General features: G+C 59.7%; 14 protein-coding genes. 5 read left to right on the top strand and 9 right to left on the bottom strand.

Annotated elements, in window-relative coordinates:
* Nucleotides 1-65: 65 nt before the first annotated feature.
* Nucleotides 66-1,343 (top strand): MgtC/SapB family protein, encoded by a 1,278-nt coding sequence (locus LG327_RS09860; RefSeq protein WP_404361647.1) that lies wholly within the window; start codon nt 66-68, stop codon nt 1,341-1,343.
* Between the two features lie 189 nt (nt 1,344-1,532).
* Nucleotides 1,533-2,186, top strand: coding sequence for a NirD/YgiW/YdeI family stress tolerance protein (locus tag LG327_RS09855; protein ID WP_404361646.1), 654 nt, complete (start codon nt 1,533-1,535; stop codon nt 2,184-2,186).
* A gap of 59 nt (nt 2,187-2,245) precedes the next feature.
* Here LG327_RS09855 and LG327_RS09850 read toward each other — a convergent pair whose 3' ends face one another.
* On the bottom strand, nt 2,246-2,617 hold the full coding sequence (locus tag LG327_RS09850; RefSeq protein ID WP_404361645.1) for a VOC family protein: 372 nt from the start codon (nt 2,615-2,617) through the stop codon (nt 2,246-2,248).
* Between the two features lie 74 nt (nt 2,618-2,691).
* Here LG327_RS09850 and thpR point away from each other — a divergent pair, with 74 nt between their 5' ends.
* Nucleotides 2,692-3,228, top strand: coding sequence for an RNA 2',3'-cyclic phosphodiesterase (gene thpR / locus LG327_RS09845; protein WP_404361644.1), 537 nt, complete (start codon nt 2,692-2,694; stop codon nt 3,226-3,228).
* A gap of 86 nt (nt 3,229-3,314) precedes the next feature.
* Nucleotides 3,315-4,091 (top strand): co-chaperone DjlA, encoded by a 777-nt coding sequence (gene djlA / locus LG327_RS09840; RefSeq protein ID WP_404361643.1) that lies wholly within the window; start codon nt 3,315-3,317, stop codon nt 4,089-4,091.
* 32 nt (nt 4,092-4,123) lie between these two features.
* Here djlA and LG327_RS09835 read toward each other — a convergent pair whose 3' ends face one another.
* The 3 genes from LG327_RS09835 to LG327_RS09825 are packed head-to-tail and all read right to left on the bottom strand — an operon-like array spanning nt 4,124 to nt 5,804.
* On the bottom strand, nt 4,124-4,435 hold the full coding sequence (locus LG327_RS09835) for an AzlD family protein (protein ID WP_404361642.1): 312 nt from the start codon (nt 4,433-4,435) through the stop codon (nt 4,124-4,126).
* Complete coding sequence (locus LG327_RS09830; protein WP_404369133.1) at nt 4,432-5,142, bottom strand: AzlC family ABC transporter permease; 711 nt, start codon at nt 5,140-5,142, stop codon at nt 4,432-4,434. The genes LG327_RS09835 and LG327_RS09830 overlap by 4 nt, the downstream gene beginning before the upstream one ends.
* 56 nt (nt 5,143-5,198) lie before the next feature.
* Nucleotides 5,199-5,804 carry a methyltransferase family protein gene (locus LG327_RS09825; RefSeq protein ID WP_404369131.1) on the bottom strand — a complete coding sequence of 202 codons (606 nt, stop codon included), beginning with the start codon at nt 5,802-5,804 and terminating at the stop codon, nt 5,199-5,201.
* A 199-nt stretch (nt 5,805-6,003) separates the two neighbouring features.
* Here LG327_RS09825 and LG327_RS09820 point away from each other — a divergent pair, with 199 nt between their 5' ends.
* A complete protein-coding gene (locus LG327_RS09820) occupies nt 6,004-7,428 on the top strand; it encodes an amidase (RefSeq protein ID WP_404369128.1) in 1,425 nt (474 codons plus the stop codon).
* Here the strand turns inward: LG327_RS09820 and secD are convergent.
* The 5 genes from secD to LG327_RS09795 all read right to left on the bottom strand — a co-directional run bounded on the left by secD (nt 7,425) and on the right by LG327_RS09795 (nt 15,869).
* Complete coding sequence (gene secD, locus LG327_RS09815) at nt 7,425-9,947, bottom strand: protein translocase subunit SecD (RefSeq protein ID WP_404369125.1); 2,523 nt, start codon at nt 9,945-9,947, stop codon at nt 7,425-7,427. The genes LG327_RS09820 and secD overlap by 4 nt on opposite strands.
* A gap of 760 nt (nt 9,948-10,707) precedes the next feature.
* Nucleotides 10,708-10,839: a hypothetical protein gene (locus tag LG327_RS09810; RefSeq protein WP_404369122.1), complete on the bottom strand. Its 132-nt coding sequence runs from the start codon at nt 10,837-10,839 to the stop codon at nt 10,708-10,710.
* A 117-nt stretch (nt 10,840-10,956) separates the two neighbouring features.
* Nucleotides 10,957-14,037 (bottom strand): efflux RND transporter permease subunit, encoded by a 3,081-nt coding sequence (locus LG327_RS09805; RefSeq protein ID WP_404369119.1) that lies wholly within the window; start codon nt 14,035-14,037, stop codon nt 10,957-10,959.
* Between the two features lie 3 nt (nt 14,038-14,040).
* Nucleotides 14,041-15,123, bottom strand: a complete 1,083-nt coding sequence (locus tag LG327_RS09800; RefSeq protein WP_404369116.1) for an efflux RND transporter periplasmic adaptor subunit — start codon at nt 15,121-15,123, stop codon at nt 14,041-14,043.
* Nucleotides 15,120-15,869: a TetR/AcrR family transcriptional regulator gene (locus tag LG327_RS09795; RefSeq protein WP_404369329.1), complete on the bottom strand. Its 750-nt coding sequence runs from the start codon at nt 15,867-15,869 to the stop codon at nt 15,120-15,122. Before LG327_RS09795 ends, LG327_RS09800 begins: the two co-directional genes overlap by 4 nt.

Below are 15,869 nucleotides of genomic sequence, written 5' to 3'. Positions count from 1 at the left end.
CAGGCTGTCAGCATCAAGGCACAGACCAACCAAACCACCAGTGGGAACTGGACCCTATGGAAGAAATGAGCAGCCAGTTTATCCAGAACCACCCCCATGCCATTGGACTGCTTGTGGCATTACTTCTGGGCGCCCTGATCGGGCTTGAAAGGGGATGGGAAGCCCGACACCAGGAACCGGGCGATCGTATCGCCGGGATCCGGACCCATGCCCTGATCGGCCTGCTGGGTGGGATTTCCGGCCTGATCTCCGAGACCCTCACTACCTGGGCCTTTCCCCTCATGTTTCTGGGTCTGATCGGCATCTGCCTGGTGGCCTACCGGGTCCGCACCGAGAAATTCAAGGATTTCAGCATCACCGGCATGATCGGGCTGCTGCTCACCTTCTGTTTCGGCGCCATTGCCGTTTCGGTAAGCATTCCCCTTGCTTCTGCCGCAGCCGTCATCACCGCCATTATTCTGGACAACAAGCAGGAGATTCATGGCCTGGTCAACAGGCTGCAATCCCATGAAATGGATGCTGCCCTAAAGCTGCTGCTGATTTCGGTGGTCATGCTGCCCCTTCTTCCCGACCGGAATCTGGGACCTGGGGGCGCGCTCAACCCTTATGAAATCTGGTGGCTGGTGGTTCTCATCGCTTCGGTATCCTTTGTGGGCTACTTTGCTATTCGGGTAGGAGGCACGGAGAAAGGCCTGCTGTTCACCAGCATTTTCGCCGGCATGACCTCATCCACCGCCCTCACGCTGCATTTTGCCCGTCAGTCCCGCCGTGCGCCGGAGCTCAGCCCCATTCTTGGCTCGGGCATTCTGCTTGCCGCCGGCACCATGTTCCCCCGGATTCTGGTCTACTGTCTTCTGATCAGCCCGGCGCTGCTGCCCCAACTTGTCTGGCCGGTAACAGTGATGACGCTCCTGCTGTACGCCCCGGCGCTGGTGATATGGCGGCGTAACCGGAAAAACATCACCTTTGAGCAGCCCCAGCTGGCCAGAAACCCGCTGGAGCTCAAGTCCGCTCTGCTGTTCGGAATTCTGCTGACAGCCATTCTGTTTCTGGGGGAATTCCTCCGGGACTGGCTGGGGGACGCAGGTGTTCTGGTGCTGGCCGCAACCTCGGGCGTTGCGGACGTGGATGCCATCACTCTCTCCCTCACCCGGATGTCCCTTACATCCATCGATGCCCAGACAGCGATTATCGGCATCGTTATTGCCACTTCCGTAAACAATGGGGTCAAGTGCGTCATTGCTGCCGCCATTGGAACCAGGGCGCTGGGCATGAGGATTGCATTGCCGATCATATTGTCGCTGCTCGGGGGCCTGGCCACGGCGGTGTTGATCCAGGGGTGAGCCGGCTCTCCCCGAAGCGAATCTGAAAGTACGAAAAGCAACATTAAAACCAGGTAATGCTCTCCCGGTTGAAATCATGCAGCCAGCTTGCATGTTAATCGATGAGAGCAGATATTTCCTGCAGTAGCTGCCTGCTCGGTAATCCGCAAATCCTTCCCCCGGGGTTCCAATCTGACAGGAGGCATCATAATGCATAAGCACATCCTGACCACCGGCTGTATCGCCACCCTTCTCGCTGCTTCACCGGCTCTGGCCCAGGAAAGCCCTTATCTCAAGCCTGACGGTACCTGGATCAGTCTCAGCGGAACCGTGGCCGAGACCATGGATGAAAGCTTCATCCTGGATTACGGACGGGGCGCAATCACAGTCGAAATGGATGACTGGGCCTGGTATGACGAGCACGGCGATATACTCGAAAATGACAGAGTCACGGTGTACGGGATTGTGGACGACGACACCTTCGAGACTGCAACCATTGACGCAAACAGCGTCTACGTGGAAAACCTGGGCACTTATTTTTACGCCAGTCCTGCGGATGAGGACAGCTATCAGGATATCGATCCCACCCCGGCAGTGCCGATCGTTCCCGGAGATATAACTGTCACAGGAACCATCACAAGTATTGAGGGCCGGGAGTTCACCATCGACTCGGGTCTTCAGCAGATCACCGTGGAAACCATCGAGCTCCCCTACAATCCGCTGGATGACAGGGGCTTTCAGCAGCTGGATCTGGGTGACACGGTAACCGTGACCGGCAACATGGAAAGCGACATCTTCGACCGGATGGAGCTGGTTGCAGAAAGCATCGTCACACTGGACGAGCAGCCGGCGGGCGGGTCCTGATCCGCTGAATGGCTCACCGGAAACACCGAAAGGCCCCTCCGGGGCCTTTTTCCTCACTATCAGCCGAAGTGAAAAAACGCCACCTTGTTGCCATCCGGGTCGCGGATGTAGGCGCCGTAGAACTGATCCGGAATCCGCTGTCCCGGCTCACCATCACAGGTGGCACCCATGGTGAGAGCCTTGTGGTAAAGGCTGTCGACCAGTTCCTTTGAGCCGGGATTGAATGCGACCATATTGCCGTTGCCCGGGTGGTTGGGTTTGCCATCGAACGGAGTACACACAGCCAGCATCGGGGACGCCATGTTCTTCCCGACAAAGGCGATACGGCCCAGGTCCAGAAGAACCCTGGCATCGAGGTCGGAAAGAAGGTCAGCGTAAAAGACTTTCGCCTTCGTCATGTCACTCACACCAATAGTCACGTAACCGATCATGCAGACAACTCCTTGTTATTCAGGGGGGTAGATTGGGAAATCGGTAAAAGGCAGCCAGATACAAGGGAGACATCATGCAACGCCTCTTCATCGGGCTGGAACTGCCGGAACTCATCATGCGACAACTGCTTGCCATGCGGCAAAACATTTCAGGAGCACGATGGCAGACGGCGAACCAGCTCCACCTGACTCTCTGCTTCATTGGCAATGCCAGCGAAGAGACAACCCGGAACATCACCGCAGCTCTGCTGACGCTGGAGTCTCCCGCCTTTGACCTGACGCTGGAAAAGCCGGGCTACTTCGGTCCACAGGACAACCCACGGGCGCTCTGGCTGGGCGTGAATCCCGAAAGCCATGTGGCGGCGCTTCATGATCAGGTTGAGATTCGGCTGATGCAGGTGGGAATCGCCCGGGACGAACGGTCCTTTACTCCCCACGTCACCCTGGCCCGCATGGCAAAGGACAGCGGACCGGCCGACGCCTTTCTCCAGGCCTTCCGGGAATACCGCTCGCCCGCCTTCCGCGTGCAGCACATCAGCCTGTTCAGAAGCACCGTCACCCACGAAGGCTCAACTTACGACGTAGTCCGGCGATTTCCGCTGGAGGGGTAACCCCCGCGCCTGGACCGGAACGGGCATCCGACGCCGAAAACAGGGTATGATGAGCGTCTTCGCCACTCACAGATTGGAATTTCAGAATGTTGTTTGCAGTTATTGTCGGTGGTCTGATCGGCTACCAGTTCGGTCGTTTTCCCGGATTTATCATAGGTGCCATCGTTGGCGTGGCATTGGTCAAGTTCCTCAAAAATCGCATCCGGAAGGGCCTGGAAGGCATTCAGTCCGGCTTTCTGGAATCGGTTTTTGCAGTCATGGGTGCCCTGTGCAAAGCCGATGGTGTAGTGAGTGCCAACGAGATAAAGGCCGCAGAGAGCCTGTTTGACCGTTTCCGTCTCTCCGGCCGGCAGCGGGAAGCCGCCAAGGCAGCCTTTGAGCGCGGCAAAGCCGGGGATTTTGACCTGGATGCGGAGCTCGGAAAATTCCTGCGTGTCAGCCGGGGCCAGCCGGCCCTTCTCCAGATGTTCCTGCAGGTTCAGGTTCAGGCAGTGGCTGCGGACGGAGAAATTCACCCAGCCGAGCATGAGATGCTGGTGAGGGTCGCCCGGGGCCTTGGTCTCCCGGAATCCCAGGTGGACCAGCTGGAGGCCATGCTTCGGGGGGCGTACAGCGGCGCCGGCACAGCAGGCGCATCAACGGGAAAACAGCTGGAAGATGCCTACAGGGTGCTGGGGGTTTCACCGGAGGCCAGCGATGCCGAACTGAAACGCGCCTACCGCAAGCTGATGAGCGAAAACCACCCTGACAAGCTTGCCGGCCGCGGCCTGCCTGAAAGCATGCGGGAAATGGCGGAACAGAAAACCCGGGAAATCAGCAATGCCTACGACGTGATCAAGTCCAGCCGGGAACGGGAAGGCTGAATATCGCTTCACCCCAGTAACTGGTGGGCGGTTCAGATGAAATAGCGGACGGTCGCTGCGGCCAGGATACCCGCACCAATGGCGGGCAGAGGCTTACGGAAAGCCAGCATCAGCAAGGCGGTGGTGCCGAGCGCTGCACGGGCGCCTGGATCCCCATCAAAGGCCATGGGCGTCAGAATGGCGATCAGCACCGAGCTGGCCATGGCATTGATAAAACCCTCAATGCGGGGATTGATGGTCACGAAAGACATCAGGAAAACACCACCAAACCGGGTGGCCAGAGTCACAAGCGCCATGATGAGGATGACTGTCAGCACCCCCCATGTGGTGGTATCGATGGTCATGGCGTCTTTCTCTCCAGCCAGAAAGCTCCCACAACACCCCCCGCCAGAGCCCCTACTACTACGTGGGTGTGAGGTGGCAGCCATCGGTAGGCCGCCATCGCAGCGGAACCTGCGACAAGCCAGGCGACCAGCACCCTGGGTGTCCTGCGACCTCCCAGCGCCATGGCAAGCAGGAAGCAGCCAAGCACCATATCCAGGCCGAGACTTTTCGGCTCCTGCAGCATCCCACCGAAATAAACTCCGATCAAGGTACCAATCAGCCATGCCAGCCAGAGCACCAGGCCGCCCCCCAGAATGACTTCCAGGTTTCGCCGGCCATTCTGATAATCCTGCGCCGCCACGGCCCAGTTGGCGTCGGTGAGCACGAACAGTATGCCGTAGCGCTGGCCAACAGGCAGCTCACGCAACATCGGATAGAGGGAGGCACCCATGAGCAGGTGACGGGAATTGATGGCAAAGACCACCGCCATCAGTGGCAGTATGGCAATCTCGTTCCCCCACATTTCCAGAGTGGCAAACTGGGAGGCCCCGGCAAACACAACCAGGCTCATCAGGGTGGCCTCCAGAGGGGCGAGGCCCTTCTGAACTGCGGCCAGACCAAAGGCAATACCGAACGCCACCACAAAAAGCGCAATGGGAGAGAGACGGAAAAATTCGGAGCGGACTTTACCCGGCTCCAGGCGGTAGCCGGAAGATGTGGAAGACATACCGCAAGCTAATTAAATCAGCCCGGAGTGCGAATAGGTAGATACCGAGGGTGAGGCTACATCCAGCGGCGGGTCTGGCTCGCATAGGCCTGCCAGGCTTCGCCGAAATGAGCTGCAAGAGCCCTCTCCTCGGCCAGGGCCTGACGGATGATTACGACGACACCCACGGCCAGGCAGATTGCCGTAAAGACGCTTGGCAGGGCCAGGAAAAAGCCAAACTGACCCAGCAGGATCGAAAGAAACATGGGATGCCGACGTCTGGCATAGGGGCCACCGGTGATGAGGTGGCTGGGACCGGCTTCGTCAATGCCGGACCGCCAGTCCTGGTGCATGTATGCCTGGATGTAATCGATGAGAAAGAAGGATACCAGCAGGCAGAGCACACCGGCGACCAGGATCGGAGGCTGATAAAGCAGAGGGAAGACCCCCAGGTAGGTATCTATGTCGTACAGGACGCGGACAAGACAGACCACCAGGATGCTGGCCCTGAACAGATTGAATAGCTGCCTGTGCCACCAGCCCCCGGACCCGCGCCTGCCGTAATGGATATGGGAAAACCGCATGCGTTCGTACAACCCCAGACTGCGGCTGGTGTAGTGCAGTCCGATTATGAGGAAATAGATGCCAAGAAAATGTCTTACAAAAAGGTCAACCGAACTCACCGGAAAAATGTGCCTCAGATATCTGATTCGGGATTAAAGAGCTTAACCCCTGATCCAGAACGGGTACAAGCAACAGGACAAATTCCCGATATGACATTCATTGGCTGTGACAACTCCGCTAAAGTGCACAGCCCGGTCACATCAGCCCCACTAAGGGAGTGCCCGGTCTCCAAATCATCACCCTGGAACCCGCAGACACATGACTCCAACCCGACATTCCGGCATCCACGCCTTCACAGATGACGCTCTCGGCTCCCACGACGCGACCGCCCTGGCAGAGCTTATCCGGAAGGGGGAACTGAGTGTCCGTGAGGTGACCAGAGCGGCGATTACCCGGGCGCAGAAAATGGAACCCGCTCTTTGCGGGATCGCCACAGACAATTTCCGGGAGATACTGACCCTCGACAGGCCTCCCGTTAACGGCGTTTTCGCCGGTGTGCCAACCCTGGTGAAGGACAACAGCCATGTGCAGGGACTTCCCACCTGCCATGGCTCACTGGCTGTCAGCCCCCGGCCCCAGCGGGAAAACGGGCTATTTGTCAAACAGTACCTGGCCCAGGGGTTTGTCTGTCTTGGCAAGAGCACCCTGCCAGAATTTGGCTTTAATGCCAGCACGGAACCCGTTCACGCCCGACCAACGGTGAATCCATGGAATCCGGCCTATTCGGCTGGCGCGTCGTCCGGTGGCTCCGCGGCTCTGGTTGCAGCAGGAGTGGTCCCCATAGCCCACGCCAACGACGGTGGCGGCTCCATCCGCATTCCCGCCGCCTGTTGTGGGCTGGTGGGCCTCAAGCCCAGCCGCGGCCGGCTGGTGGACAGCGAGGCGGCCCGTAGCCTGCCGGTGAATGTCATTGGTGAAGGGGTGGTCACGCGGACCGTCCGGGATACCGCCACATTCTTCGCCGGCTCGGAGCGAAGCTATAGCAACCATCGGCTACCGGAAATCGGGGAGGTCAAGGGCCCAGGGGATGCACGCCTGACCATAGGGGTGGTGTTCGATTCCCTCAACGGGCACCAGACCGATGCCGAAACCCGAAGCACAGTCGAGAATACCGCCCGACTGCTGGAATCCCTCGGCCATCGGGTGATGCCTATGCCCATTCCCGTCAGGGACAGTTTCCCGGACGATTTTGCACTCTACTGGGGCATGCTGGCCTTTGCCGTGAAAAGCACCGGCAGGAAAACCCTCGATCCGAGCTTTGACCGGCGCCGGGTCGACGCCCTGACCCATGGCCTCGCCCGGATGTTCCGGAAGAAATTCTACCGCCTGCCCGCGGTTCTCTGGCGCCTCAGGCGTAGCTACCATGATTACAGCCAGGGCATGAAAGGCTACGATGCCGTTCTCACACCAGTACTGGGGCATACCACGCCGGAAATCGGCTACCTGAGCCCCGAAGTACCCTTTGATACCCTGTTTGAGCGTTTGACCAGCTACGCCTGCTTCACGCCGCTGGCTAACGCCACAGGCGCACCCGCCATTTCACTGCCTATGGGCAGGGACCAGCGGTCAATGCCCATAGGAGTGCAGTTGATGGCCAATCACGGCCAGGAGCGGGTGCTGCTTGAGCTCGCGCATGAACTCGAGGCAGCTGCACCCTGGCCGCTGCTGGGCATTGAACGTTAGGGACGATCTTCCCTGAGGAACAGGCTCACCTCGGCGCCCGAATCGAGTTTCGCATTCTCTTCTTTCTGGCGGGCAATGGCACGCCGGCCCAGCATCATAACCACCGGAGCCGCGATATAGATCGACGAGCCAGTACCGACCACTATGCCAAACAGCATGGGGAGGGCAAAGCTCGCCACTGCATCCCCGCCGGCAATGCCCATGGGCAGAATGGCAAGGAAGGTGGTTATGGATGTATAGACAGTTCGGGTCAGGGTGCTGGTAAGACTCTCGTTGATCAGCGTATCCAGGGGCTGATCCCGGTTGAGTCTGAGGTTTTCCCGGATTCGGTCAAACACCACCACCTTGTCGTTGACTGAATAGCCTATCAGCGCAAGAAGTGCCGCCACCGCAGTCAGGTTGAACTCAATGCCGGTGATCACAAAGAAACCCAGAGTCTTGGTGAGATCCAGTGCCAGGGTCAGCATGGCGCCTACCGCAAAGTAACGCTCGAAGCGGAACCAGAGGTAGACAAACATCCCCAGGCCCGCCAGCAGGACCGCCAGGATGCTGGTTTCAATGAACCGGGTGCTTACGCTCGGACCCACCACATCAACCCGGGGAAACTCCGTAGAGGGCTCCATCGCCTGGATGGCAGCGCGGATGCTCTGCGCCGTTACCGCTCCGGCGCCAGCCACGGGTTCAACCGGCAACCGCAGAAGGTAGCTGCCTTCAGCACCAAATGGCTGCACCGTGATCTCTGCAAGTTCATCCGCTGCCAGGGCCGAGCGCAGCTCTTTCAGGGAGAGATCCGGGCCGCCCCGAACCTCCATCAGCAATCCGCCCTGAAAGTCGATCCCCTGGTTCACACCCGGCTGAATCAGCAGACCGATGGACATCACCGACAGCACAATGGAAATGACAAGTCCGCGGCCCCGCACATTCATGAAATGGACGGTGCGTTTCGGCAGCAGCCGGTCCTGCCACCCGGAGGGGAATGCCAGGCGCTCCTGACCCAGGCGGGCAACCCGCCACTCCATCAGCAGTCTGGTTACGGAGATGGACGTAAACATGGAAACCACCAGCCCCACCGCAATCGCCACGGCAAAGCCACGCACAGGCCCGGTACCGAACAGGAACAGCAGACTGACCGCAATCAGGGTGGTGATGTTGGAGTCCAGAATGGTGCTGAATGCCCTCTGGAAGCCGGTATGAAGGGCATAACGGGCGCTGGAGCCTTTCCGGGTCTCTTCCCGGATGCGTTCATTGATCAGGATGTTCGCGTCCACCGCCATGCCGATGCTCAGAATAAGACCTGCGATGCCAGGCAGCGTCAGCGTGGCGCCGATACTGGCAAGCACACCCACGATGAGACCGGCATTCACCACGAGCGCCACGTTGGCGATCATGCCCCACCGGCCGTATACCACCAACATGAACCCCAGCACCAGGGCGGCGCCCAGCAGGCCTGTGGTAACCCCCATCTGGATGGCGTCACTGCCCAGATCCGGGCCGACCGTGCGCTCTTCCACGACTTCCAGGGGAGCTGGCAGAGCACCTGCGCGCAACAGCAGCGCCAGGTCCCGGGCTTCATCAACGGTAAAACCGCCACTGATCTGGCCGGCACCGCCGGTGATCGGGGTGCGTATAACCGGTGCGGTCACCACCTCACCGTCCAGCACAACCGCAAAGGGTGTCCCCACATTGGCACGGGTAATCTCCGCAAAGCGGTCAGCCCCGGACGAGTTCAGACGGAAGTTCACCACAGGTTCACTGGTCAGATCATCAAAACCCAGGGTGGCGTCAGTCAGATCACCACCATCCAGTAACGGTGCCTTGGCGATGCGGTAAAAGCCGTCGCCGTGACTGCCGGGAACCCGCATGCCTGGCTGGCTGCTGTCTTCATCCAGCACCAGATGGAAGGTCAGCCTTGCGGTGCGCCCCAGCAATTCCTTGACCCGGCCTGGGTCTTCCACCCCTGGCAACTGGACCAGAACCCCGCGGTCACCCTGGCGGGAGATCAAGGGCTCCACCACCCCGGTTTCATTCAACCGCCGCCTGACCACTTCCAGGCTTCGCTCGACCGCGTCTTCCGTCAGGGCTTTGGAGAAGGCTCTGGTCGCCTGCAGGCTGATCACGTTCTGCTCGATGTCCACCTCAAGCCAGGCCGGGCTCTGCTCATTTCGCATCGCCAGCACCAGCGCCCGCGCTTCATCAAGACGGTTCTGACTGCGAACGGTTACTTCCATATGCCCACCAGCGTCCACCGCCCGGGAGGTCTGGATGCCGGCTTCCCTCAGGCGCTGCACCAGATCTGCTCCCATCTGCATCAGGCGTTCTGCCGCCAGCACTTCGGTTCCGACGTCCAGCAGAAGATGGGAACCACCCCTGAGGTCCAGCCCCAGAGTGACCCTGTGTCCCTCCCAGACTTCAGGCATCTGGTCGGTGACCGTGCGGGGCATGAGACTTGGCAGGGCAGCCGCCAGGCCAAGAAGGATGACGACGCCAAAAGCCAGCGCCCGGGTGCGAAAGTTCAGCATGGTGTGTCCTCAGGAGCGCCTGCGCACTGCGCGGAACCCCGTCAATCAGGTATTGGTCGGCCTCGGCCGTGTTCTTGTGGGTTCTGAATTAACCAAAGAACACTGATTGGGGAGGTGCGTGGGATTGCGGCAGCCGGGCTCTGTCTGCTCCCCCGGGAAGGGGGATGAATTCCGGGCCGGGGCCGCTGGAGACAGCGCTGTCCGGAAAAACCAGGTGGGACGGGAAACTGTCCTGATCACTGCTGTCGGACCCGTGAGATATGCCAGCTTCACTGTGCCCTGACGCGGGCATGAACGACCGCCTGGAGCCTGAGCCGGGACTGGATGTACCAGGGGTATCCGGGGCAAAAGCAGCCTGTTTTCCTGTATAAGCTTCGCCTGGCATCGACAGCACGGCCAGAAGAGCCAGACACAGCGACAGAAAAATCGGCATGACTGCAGAGCGACAGCGCCGTGCACCGGGCAAGCGGCTGAATTCAGGCAGTATGGCAAGAAGGTGACGCACTGGTGTACCAGAGAACGAGGTAGGCGAATTGCCCCCGGTTAATGGCCAGATTAGCGCCAATTTCACCGACCGTCATCCGTATTTATAGCAGTGGCCGCCCAAGGGCACGGCTGAGCACACCTGATCCATTCAGCTGATGGCAACCGGTGACAATGGAAACTGACCGTGTGGGCTCCCGAACCCGCTTCTCAAGTCTGGTGCTGGTTTCCCGCTGGACCTCGAGAGATTTTTCGTGGGCGAGCCCGAGGTGCTGATCTACTGCACGACGCTGGACCCTGCGGCGAGAAGCCCGACAAGGGTCAGAATGAAAACAATGCCAACGGATAACACCGCGAGCTTGATGCCCTCGTGAGCTTCCGCAACAGGCGGTTCGGGCCGGAATGACATGGTCGTCTCCTTACGTTGTCGCCGGAATGCGTCGGATCAGGTTTCAGCCGACCGCCGCATTCCGGAATGTGGACCTGACAAGCAAGTTAACGCGAATAATTCCCATTTGCAACATATTCACCTGACCCGAACTTCCTGCCCCCCCGGCAATCGCTGCGCCACCCGGTCACCCAGCACGAGCAAAGCTGGCGTCAGCAGCAGAGTAAGCAGCGTGGCAAATGCCAGACCACCGGCAATGGCGCTGGAGAGCTGGGTCCACCACTGGGTTGATGGCGCCCCAAGGCCCAGCGATGGCGTCAGCAGATCCACGTTGATACCCATTACCATCGGCATAAGGCCAAGAATGGTGGTGATGGCGGTCAACAGAACCGGGCGCAACCTCAGACACCCTGTTTCCAGAGCCGCCTCGAATGCCGCTATGCCGTCTCTTCGCATATGATTATAGGTATCGATAAGAACAATGTTGTTGTTAACCACAATACCTGCAAGCGCGATGATTCCCATGCCCACCATCACAATGCCAAAAGACTGGCCGTTCAGAAGCAGCCCCAGCAGCACTCCCGCCGTTGAAAGCACGATTGCGGACAGGATCAGCATGGCCTGATAGATGGAATTGAACTGGGTAACCAGAATCAGCAGCATCAGTGCAATGGCTACCGCAAACGCACTGCCAAGAAATACCGCAGCTTCCCGCTGCTCTTCGTCTTCGCCGGCAAACTTCACGGTCACACCCTCCGGGGGCGCGGGCATCTCATTCCGCAATGCAAGAAGCTGATCAGCCACCTGTGCTCCCGGCGCAAGATCCGCCTTGATGGTAATGGTGCGCTGGCCGTCCACCCGCTGAATGGTTCCGGTTTTGGGGGCCGGCTCCAGAGTCAGGAAATAGGAAAGCGGCACCTGCCCCCGGCTGGTACTGATGGTGAGACGCTCAAACTGATCCAGCTCCCGCCACGACCTGGGGAGCCGGACAGCGATATCCACTTCATCCCGCACATCTTCCGGCCGATAGGTGGCCAGCACCAGGCCATTGGTTACCAGCTTTACCGCACTACCCGCGCTGAGCACATCGGTTCCGAACCGGGCGGCGGCCTCCCGGTCGACGTTCAGTCGCCATTCGATGCCCGGAAGACTACGATCATCCTCCAGGTCCACAAAGCTGCCTGTTTCTTCCATGGCACCCCGGAGCTTTTCCACATAACCATCCAGCGCCCCGCTCTCGCGGCTGCTGACCTTGAGCTCTATGGGCTTGCCGGACCCCGGGCCTTCCTCCTGTTCCCTGAATTCCAGCACCACACCGGGAATATCCGATGTGCGATCCCGGAAGTCTGCGAGGATTTCTCTGGCCGGACGGCGTTCATGCCAGTCTTCGAACTGGAACTGCAGCACCCCCACCACATCCGGTGCCAGCTGGTTACTGGGGTTCACCATGGAGCGGGCGTAAAGCGCCTTCACTTCGGGCATACCGGTAAGCCGGGATTCCACTCTCTGCACCAGCCGGTCCCGTTCGAATACCGACAGATCACCTCTGGCCCGCACCCACACCTGGGCGGAGTCCGGTTCCACACTGGGGAAGAACTCAACACCGTGATTGAACTTTCCATAGGCCACGTATATGAGCCCGGTGGCCAGGATCACTGATAGCAGGGTCAGCCCCGGACGCTTGAGCAGGGCTGTCAGGGTTGCCCGGTAACGCCTGCCGAAGCGGCCCTCGGTGACCGGTTTTGGGGCGCCGCCGCCACCGCTCACCCCGCCCAGGACCGGCAGGAAGATCAGGGCCATGGCCAGAGACGCCAGCAGACACAGAATCACCGTGATCGGCAGGAACTTCATGAACTCCCCTACCGTGCCCGGCCAGAACAGCAGGGGCAGGAACACAGCGAGGGTGGTGGCAGTGGAGGCAATAACTGGCCAGGCCATACGGCTAGCAGCCTCAGCCCAGGCTTTGCGGGGCGGCAGGCCTTCATGGAGGTTCCGGTCCGCCAGCTCGGACACCACAATGGCACCATCAACCAGCATGCCGGCAACCAGAATCAGACTGAACAGCACGACAATGTTGAGGGTGAAGCCCAGACCCCAGATCAGCAGAATCCCCGCAAGGAAAGCCCCGGGGATGGTCAGCCCCACCAGCAGGGCCGAGCGCAGGCCCATGGTGGCAATGATCACGATGATCACCAGCACAATGGCCGTCAGCACATTGTTGAGCAGGTCCCCGAGAATGTTTTCCACTTCCGTGGACTGGTCCATGATGTACTGCACTTCAATACCTTCCGGAAACCTGGGCTCGGCCTCACTGACCAGTGCCTTCACCTGGGCCACGGTTTCAATGATGTTGGCGCCTGTGCGCTTGGACACCTCCAGCACCAGAGCCGGATCCCCGTTGATGCGGGCAAATCCGGTCGGGTCCTTGAAGCCCCGCTGGAGCATGGCGACATCGCCGAAAGTAACCACCGAATCGCCGTCAATCTTGATGGGCATGGACATGACGTCCTCGATGGTCTCGATCACCCCTGGCACTTTCATGGACATGCGGCCGGCGCCAGTATCCAGGCTGCCGGCGGCCACCAGCTGGTTATTCCGGGTGATCAGCATGGCGAGATCGTCGTAGTCTATGCCGTAGCTTTCCAGAACCTGGGGATTGACGACGATTTCCAGCATGTCTTCCCGGTCACCGCCTATCTCCACTTCAAGAACCTGGGGAATGCCTTCAATGGCATCCTGCAGGCGACGGGCCACAGCGATCAGCTCGCGCTCTGACACCGGCCCCGACAATCCGATGGACAATACCGGGAAAAGGGACACGTTGATCTCGTTGACCCGGGGCTCATCCGCTTCGTCAGGAAGCTTGCTGCGGGCTGTGTCCACCTTCTCCCGGACATCCTGAAGCGCCAGGTCGGCATTGAAGCCGGCATCGAATTCCAGCATCACCGAGGCATGGCCTTCCGAAGCGGTGCCACGCATCTCCTTGACCCCCTCCAGTGAGCGGAGCTCCTGCTCCATGGGGCGCACCAGAAGCCGTTCTGCATCTTCCGGGCTAATGCCCTCCAGACTCATGGAGACATAGATCATCGGAATGGTGATATCCGGATTGGCCTCCCTGGGAATGGCCTGGAAGGCTGCTATCCCACCAATCATAAGGAAAAGCAGGGTCAACAGTGTGGTACGGCTGCGATTCAGGGCAGCATAAATAAGTGTGCGCATTGATCAGCTGTCCCTGTTTACAGGCTGGACCTGCTGCCCTGGCGCGACAAAGCCGCCACCCAGGGTGATCAGCCGGACCTCGTCGGGCAGACCGGTTACCCAGGCACCTTCTGTGGTTACGCTGAGCAGGCTGACCGGGGTGAACCTCACCCGGTCTTCGTCGCCCACATGGCGGACACCCAGCCTGCCATCGTCCCCCAGAGTCAGGTAGGCGGGGGACAGGAATATGGCCGGCTGCCCCGGCAAGAGGACCCGCATGGTGGCGCTGCCTCCGGCTATCCTCAGGCCATCCGGGTTTGGCAGCTCGGCCTCAACGTGAAAACTCCGGCTCTGGGCGTCTGCCGCACTTGCAATGAAACTGACGGTGCCAGCGAGAGTACGACCGTCCAGAAGCTCTACACTGACCTTCTGACCCTCCGCGAGCCGGGCAACCGTCTGCTGAGGCGCAGTGCCGCTGACCTTGAGGCGGTCCACCTGAACAATATCCATCAGGGCCTGGCCGGGCTGAACGTACTGGCCAAGCTCCACGGCACGGTGATTGACGACACCATCAAAAGGCACCTCGGGTGTCAGATGGTCAACAGCCAGCCTGGCCTGGATAAGGTCCGCCTTTGCACTGGCCAGTTCACTTTCCAGGCGCAGTTTCTCGGCCCGGGACACCAGGTTGTCAGCCCGCAACCGGTCAGTGGCGGCCAGTTCTGCTTCGATCTGCCGGAGTTTTGCCTGGGCGCGAAGGCTGCTGGCAGTGCGCTCGTCTTCCGATATCCTTAATAGCCTCTCTCCGGTCCTGACAGAGGTGCCCTGGGCAACCGGCAGTTCAACCACGGTGCCGGTGACCTGGGAGTAGATCGTCACCCGGCGCCAGGGCTCAATCTGGCCCTGAATCAGCATCTCTGGCTGGTAAGCTTCAACCCTCAGGGTTTCGGTCTGCACCCGGGGCAGAGTCTGCTGTTTCTGTTGTTCCGGCTCCGGTTTCTCTACAGCAGCCATCTTCATCTCGCCCGTGGCAAGCCAGATCACCAGAGCTATCGCCACCACAAGTGCCAGGCTGATAGAGCCCAGCTTGACGTTTTCCATGACTTTCATTCTTTTTCACCTTGTGAATCCGGGCTGCCCTGCGTCGGAGGCTCTGGTCTTATTGCAGGCGCGCCAACCAGGCCCGCAATCATGAAATCAGCTACGTGATCAAAATAACGGGACATATCAGGCGTGCCGCACCAGCGCCCGAAACCTCCGGCGGCAATCCTGGCCATGACGCCATGGAAGCCGGCCTCTATGCCCCAGTAGACCGCCTCAGTGGACACTGCCGCCATTTCACCTCTGGCAACCGCGGCTTCGATGAACTCGTTAAACAGTGCGCTGTATTCATTTTCCAGCCGGATAAAGCGCGACTGGACTTCCGGATCCAGACGCTCCTGGAACTCGGGGCGCTCACAGTAAAGGCTCAGTTGAACTTCCGTGGGGTTCTGCTGCATGAGATCGAAAGCCATCCGGATAACCGTTCGGAGGGCATGCAGAGGGCTGTCGGCTGGAGGCACTTCCCGGTAACAGGCAAGACAGCGCTCGGAAAATTCCAGGGCAAGGCGGGCGTATATGGATTCCTTGGCGGCAAAGTGTTTGTAAACCGTGCCCTTGCCGATACCGGCGGAGTCCGCGACCTGGGCAACTGTAACCTGCTCCCACCCGCGCGCCCGAAACAGCTCCAGGGCTGCACCCAGAAGCAGCCGCTCGCGCCGGCGAAAAACGTCATCCTGATAATTCATGGGTTTGTTCTGACCTTTACTGTCAGTCACCGGGTTGTGACCGGCGGTCATGGTATGACCTTTGGTCAT

It is taken from the genome of Marinobacter sp., assembly GCF_044799475.1.
Classification (GTDB): Bacteria; Pseudomonadota; Gammaproteobacteria; order Pseudomonadales; family Oleiphilaceae; genus Marinobacter.
The sequence above is the reverse complement of the archived record's forward strand: the minus strand, read 5'-3'. Positions and strand labels throughout refer to the sequence as shown.

Excerpts from the sequence above, each read along its gene's own strand:
- LG327_RS09800 (WP_404369116.1), bottom strand. The coding sequence starts at position 15,123 with ATGAAAGTCATGGAAAACGTCAAGCTGGGCTCTATCAGCCTGGCACTT.
- LG327_RS09795 (WP_404369329.1), bottom strand. The coding sequence starts at position 15,869 with ATGACCAAAGGTCATACCATGACCGCCGGTCACAACCCGGTGACTGAC.
- LG327_RS09855 (WP_404361646.1), top strand. The coding sequence starts at position 1,533 with ATGCATAAGCACATCCTGACCACCGGCTGTATCGCCACCCTTCTCGCT.
- LG327_RS09860 (WP_404361647.1), top strand. The coding sequence starts at position 66 with ATGAGCAGCCAGTTTATCCAGAACCACCCCCATGCCATTGGACTGCTT.
- djlA (WP_404361643.1), top strand. The coding sequence starts at position 3,315 with ATGTTGTTTGCAGTTATTGTCGGTGGTCTGATCGGCTACCAGTTCGGT.
- LG327_RS09820 (WP_404369128.1), top strand. The coding sequence starts at position 6,004 with ATGACTCCAACCCGACATTCCGGCATCCACGCCTTCACAGATGACGCT.
- secD (WP_404369125.1), bottom strand. The coding sequence starts at position 9,947 with ATGCTGAACTTTCGCACCCGGGCGCTGGCTTTTGGCGTCGTCATCCTT.
- LG327_RS09835 (WP_404361642.1), bottom strand. The coding sequence starts at position 4,435 with ATGACCATCGATACCACCACATGGGGGGTGCTGACAGTCATCCTCATC.
- thpR (WP_404361644.1), top strand. The coding sequence starts at position 2,692 with ATGCAACGCCTCTTCATCGGGCTGGAACTGCCGGAACTCATCATGCGA.
- LG327_RS09810 (WP_404369122.1), bottom strand. The coding sequence starts at position 10,839 with ATGTCATTCCGGCCCGAACCGCCTGTTGCGGAAGCTCACGAGGGCATC.
- LG327_RS09805 (WP_404369119.1), bottom strand. The coding sequence starts at position 14,037 with ATGCGCACACTTATTTATGCTGCCCTGAATCGCAGCCGTACCACACTG.
- LG327_RS09830 (WP_404369133.1), bottom strand. The coding sequence starts at position 5,142 with ATGTCTTCCACATCTTCCGGCTACCGCCTGGAGCCGGGTAAAGTCCGC.
- LG327_RS09850 (WP_404361645.1), bottom strand. The coding sequence starts at position 2,617 with ATGATCGGTTACGTGACTATTGGTGTGAGTGACATGACGAAGGCGAAA.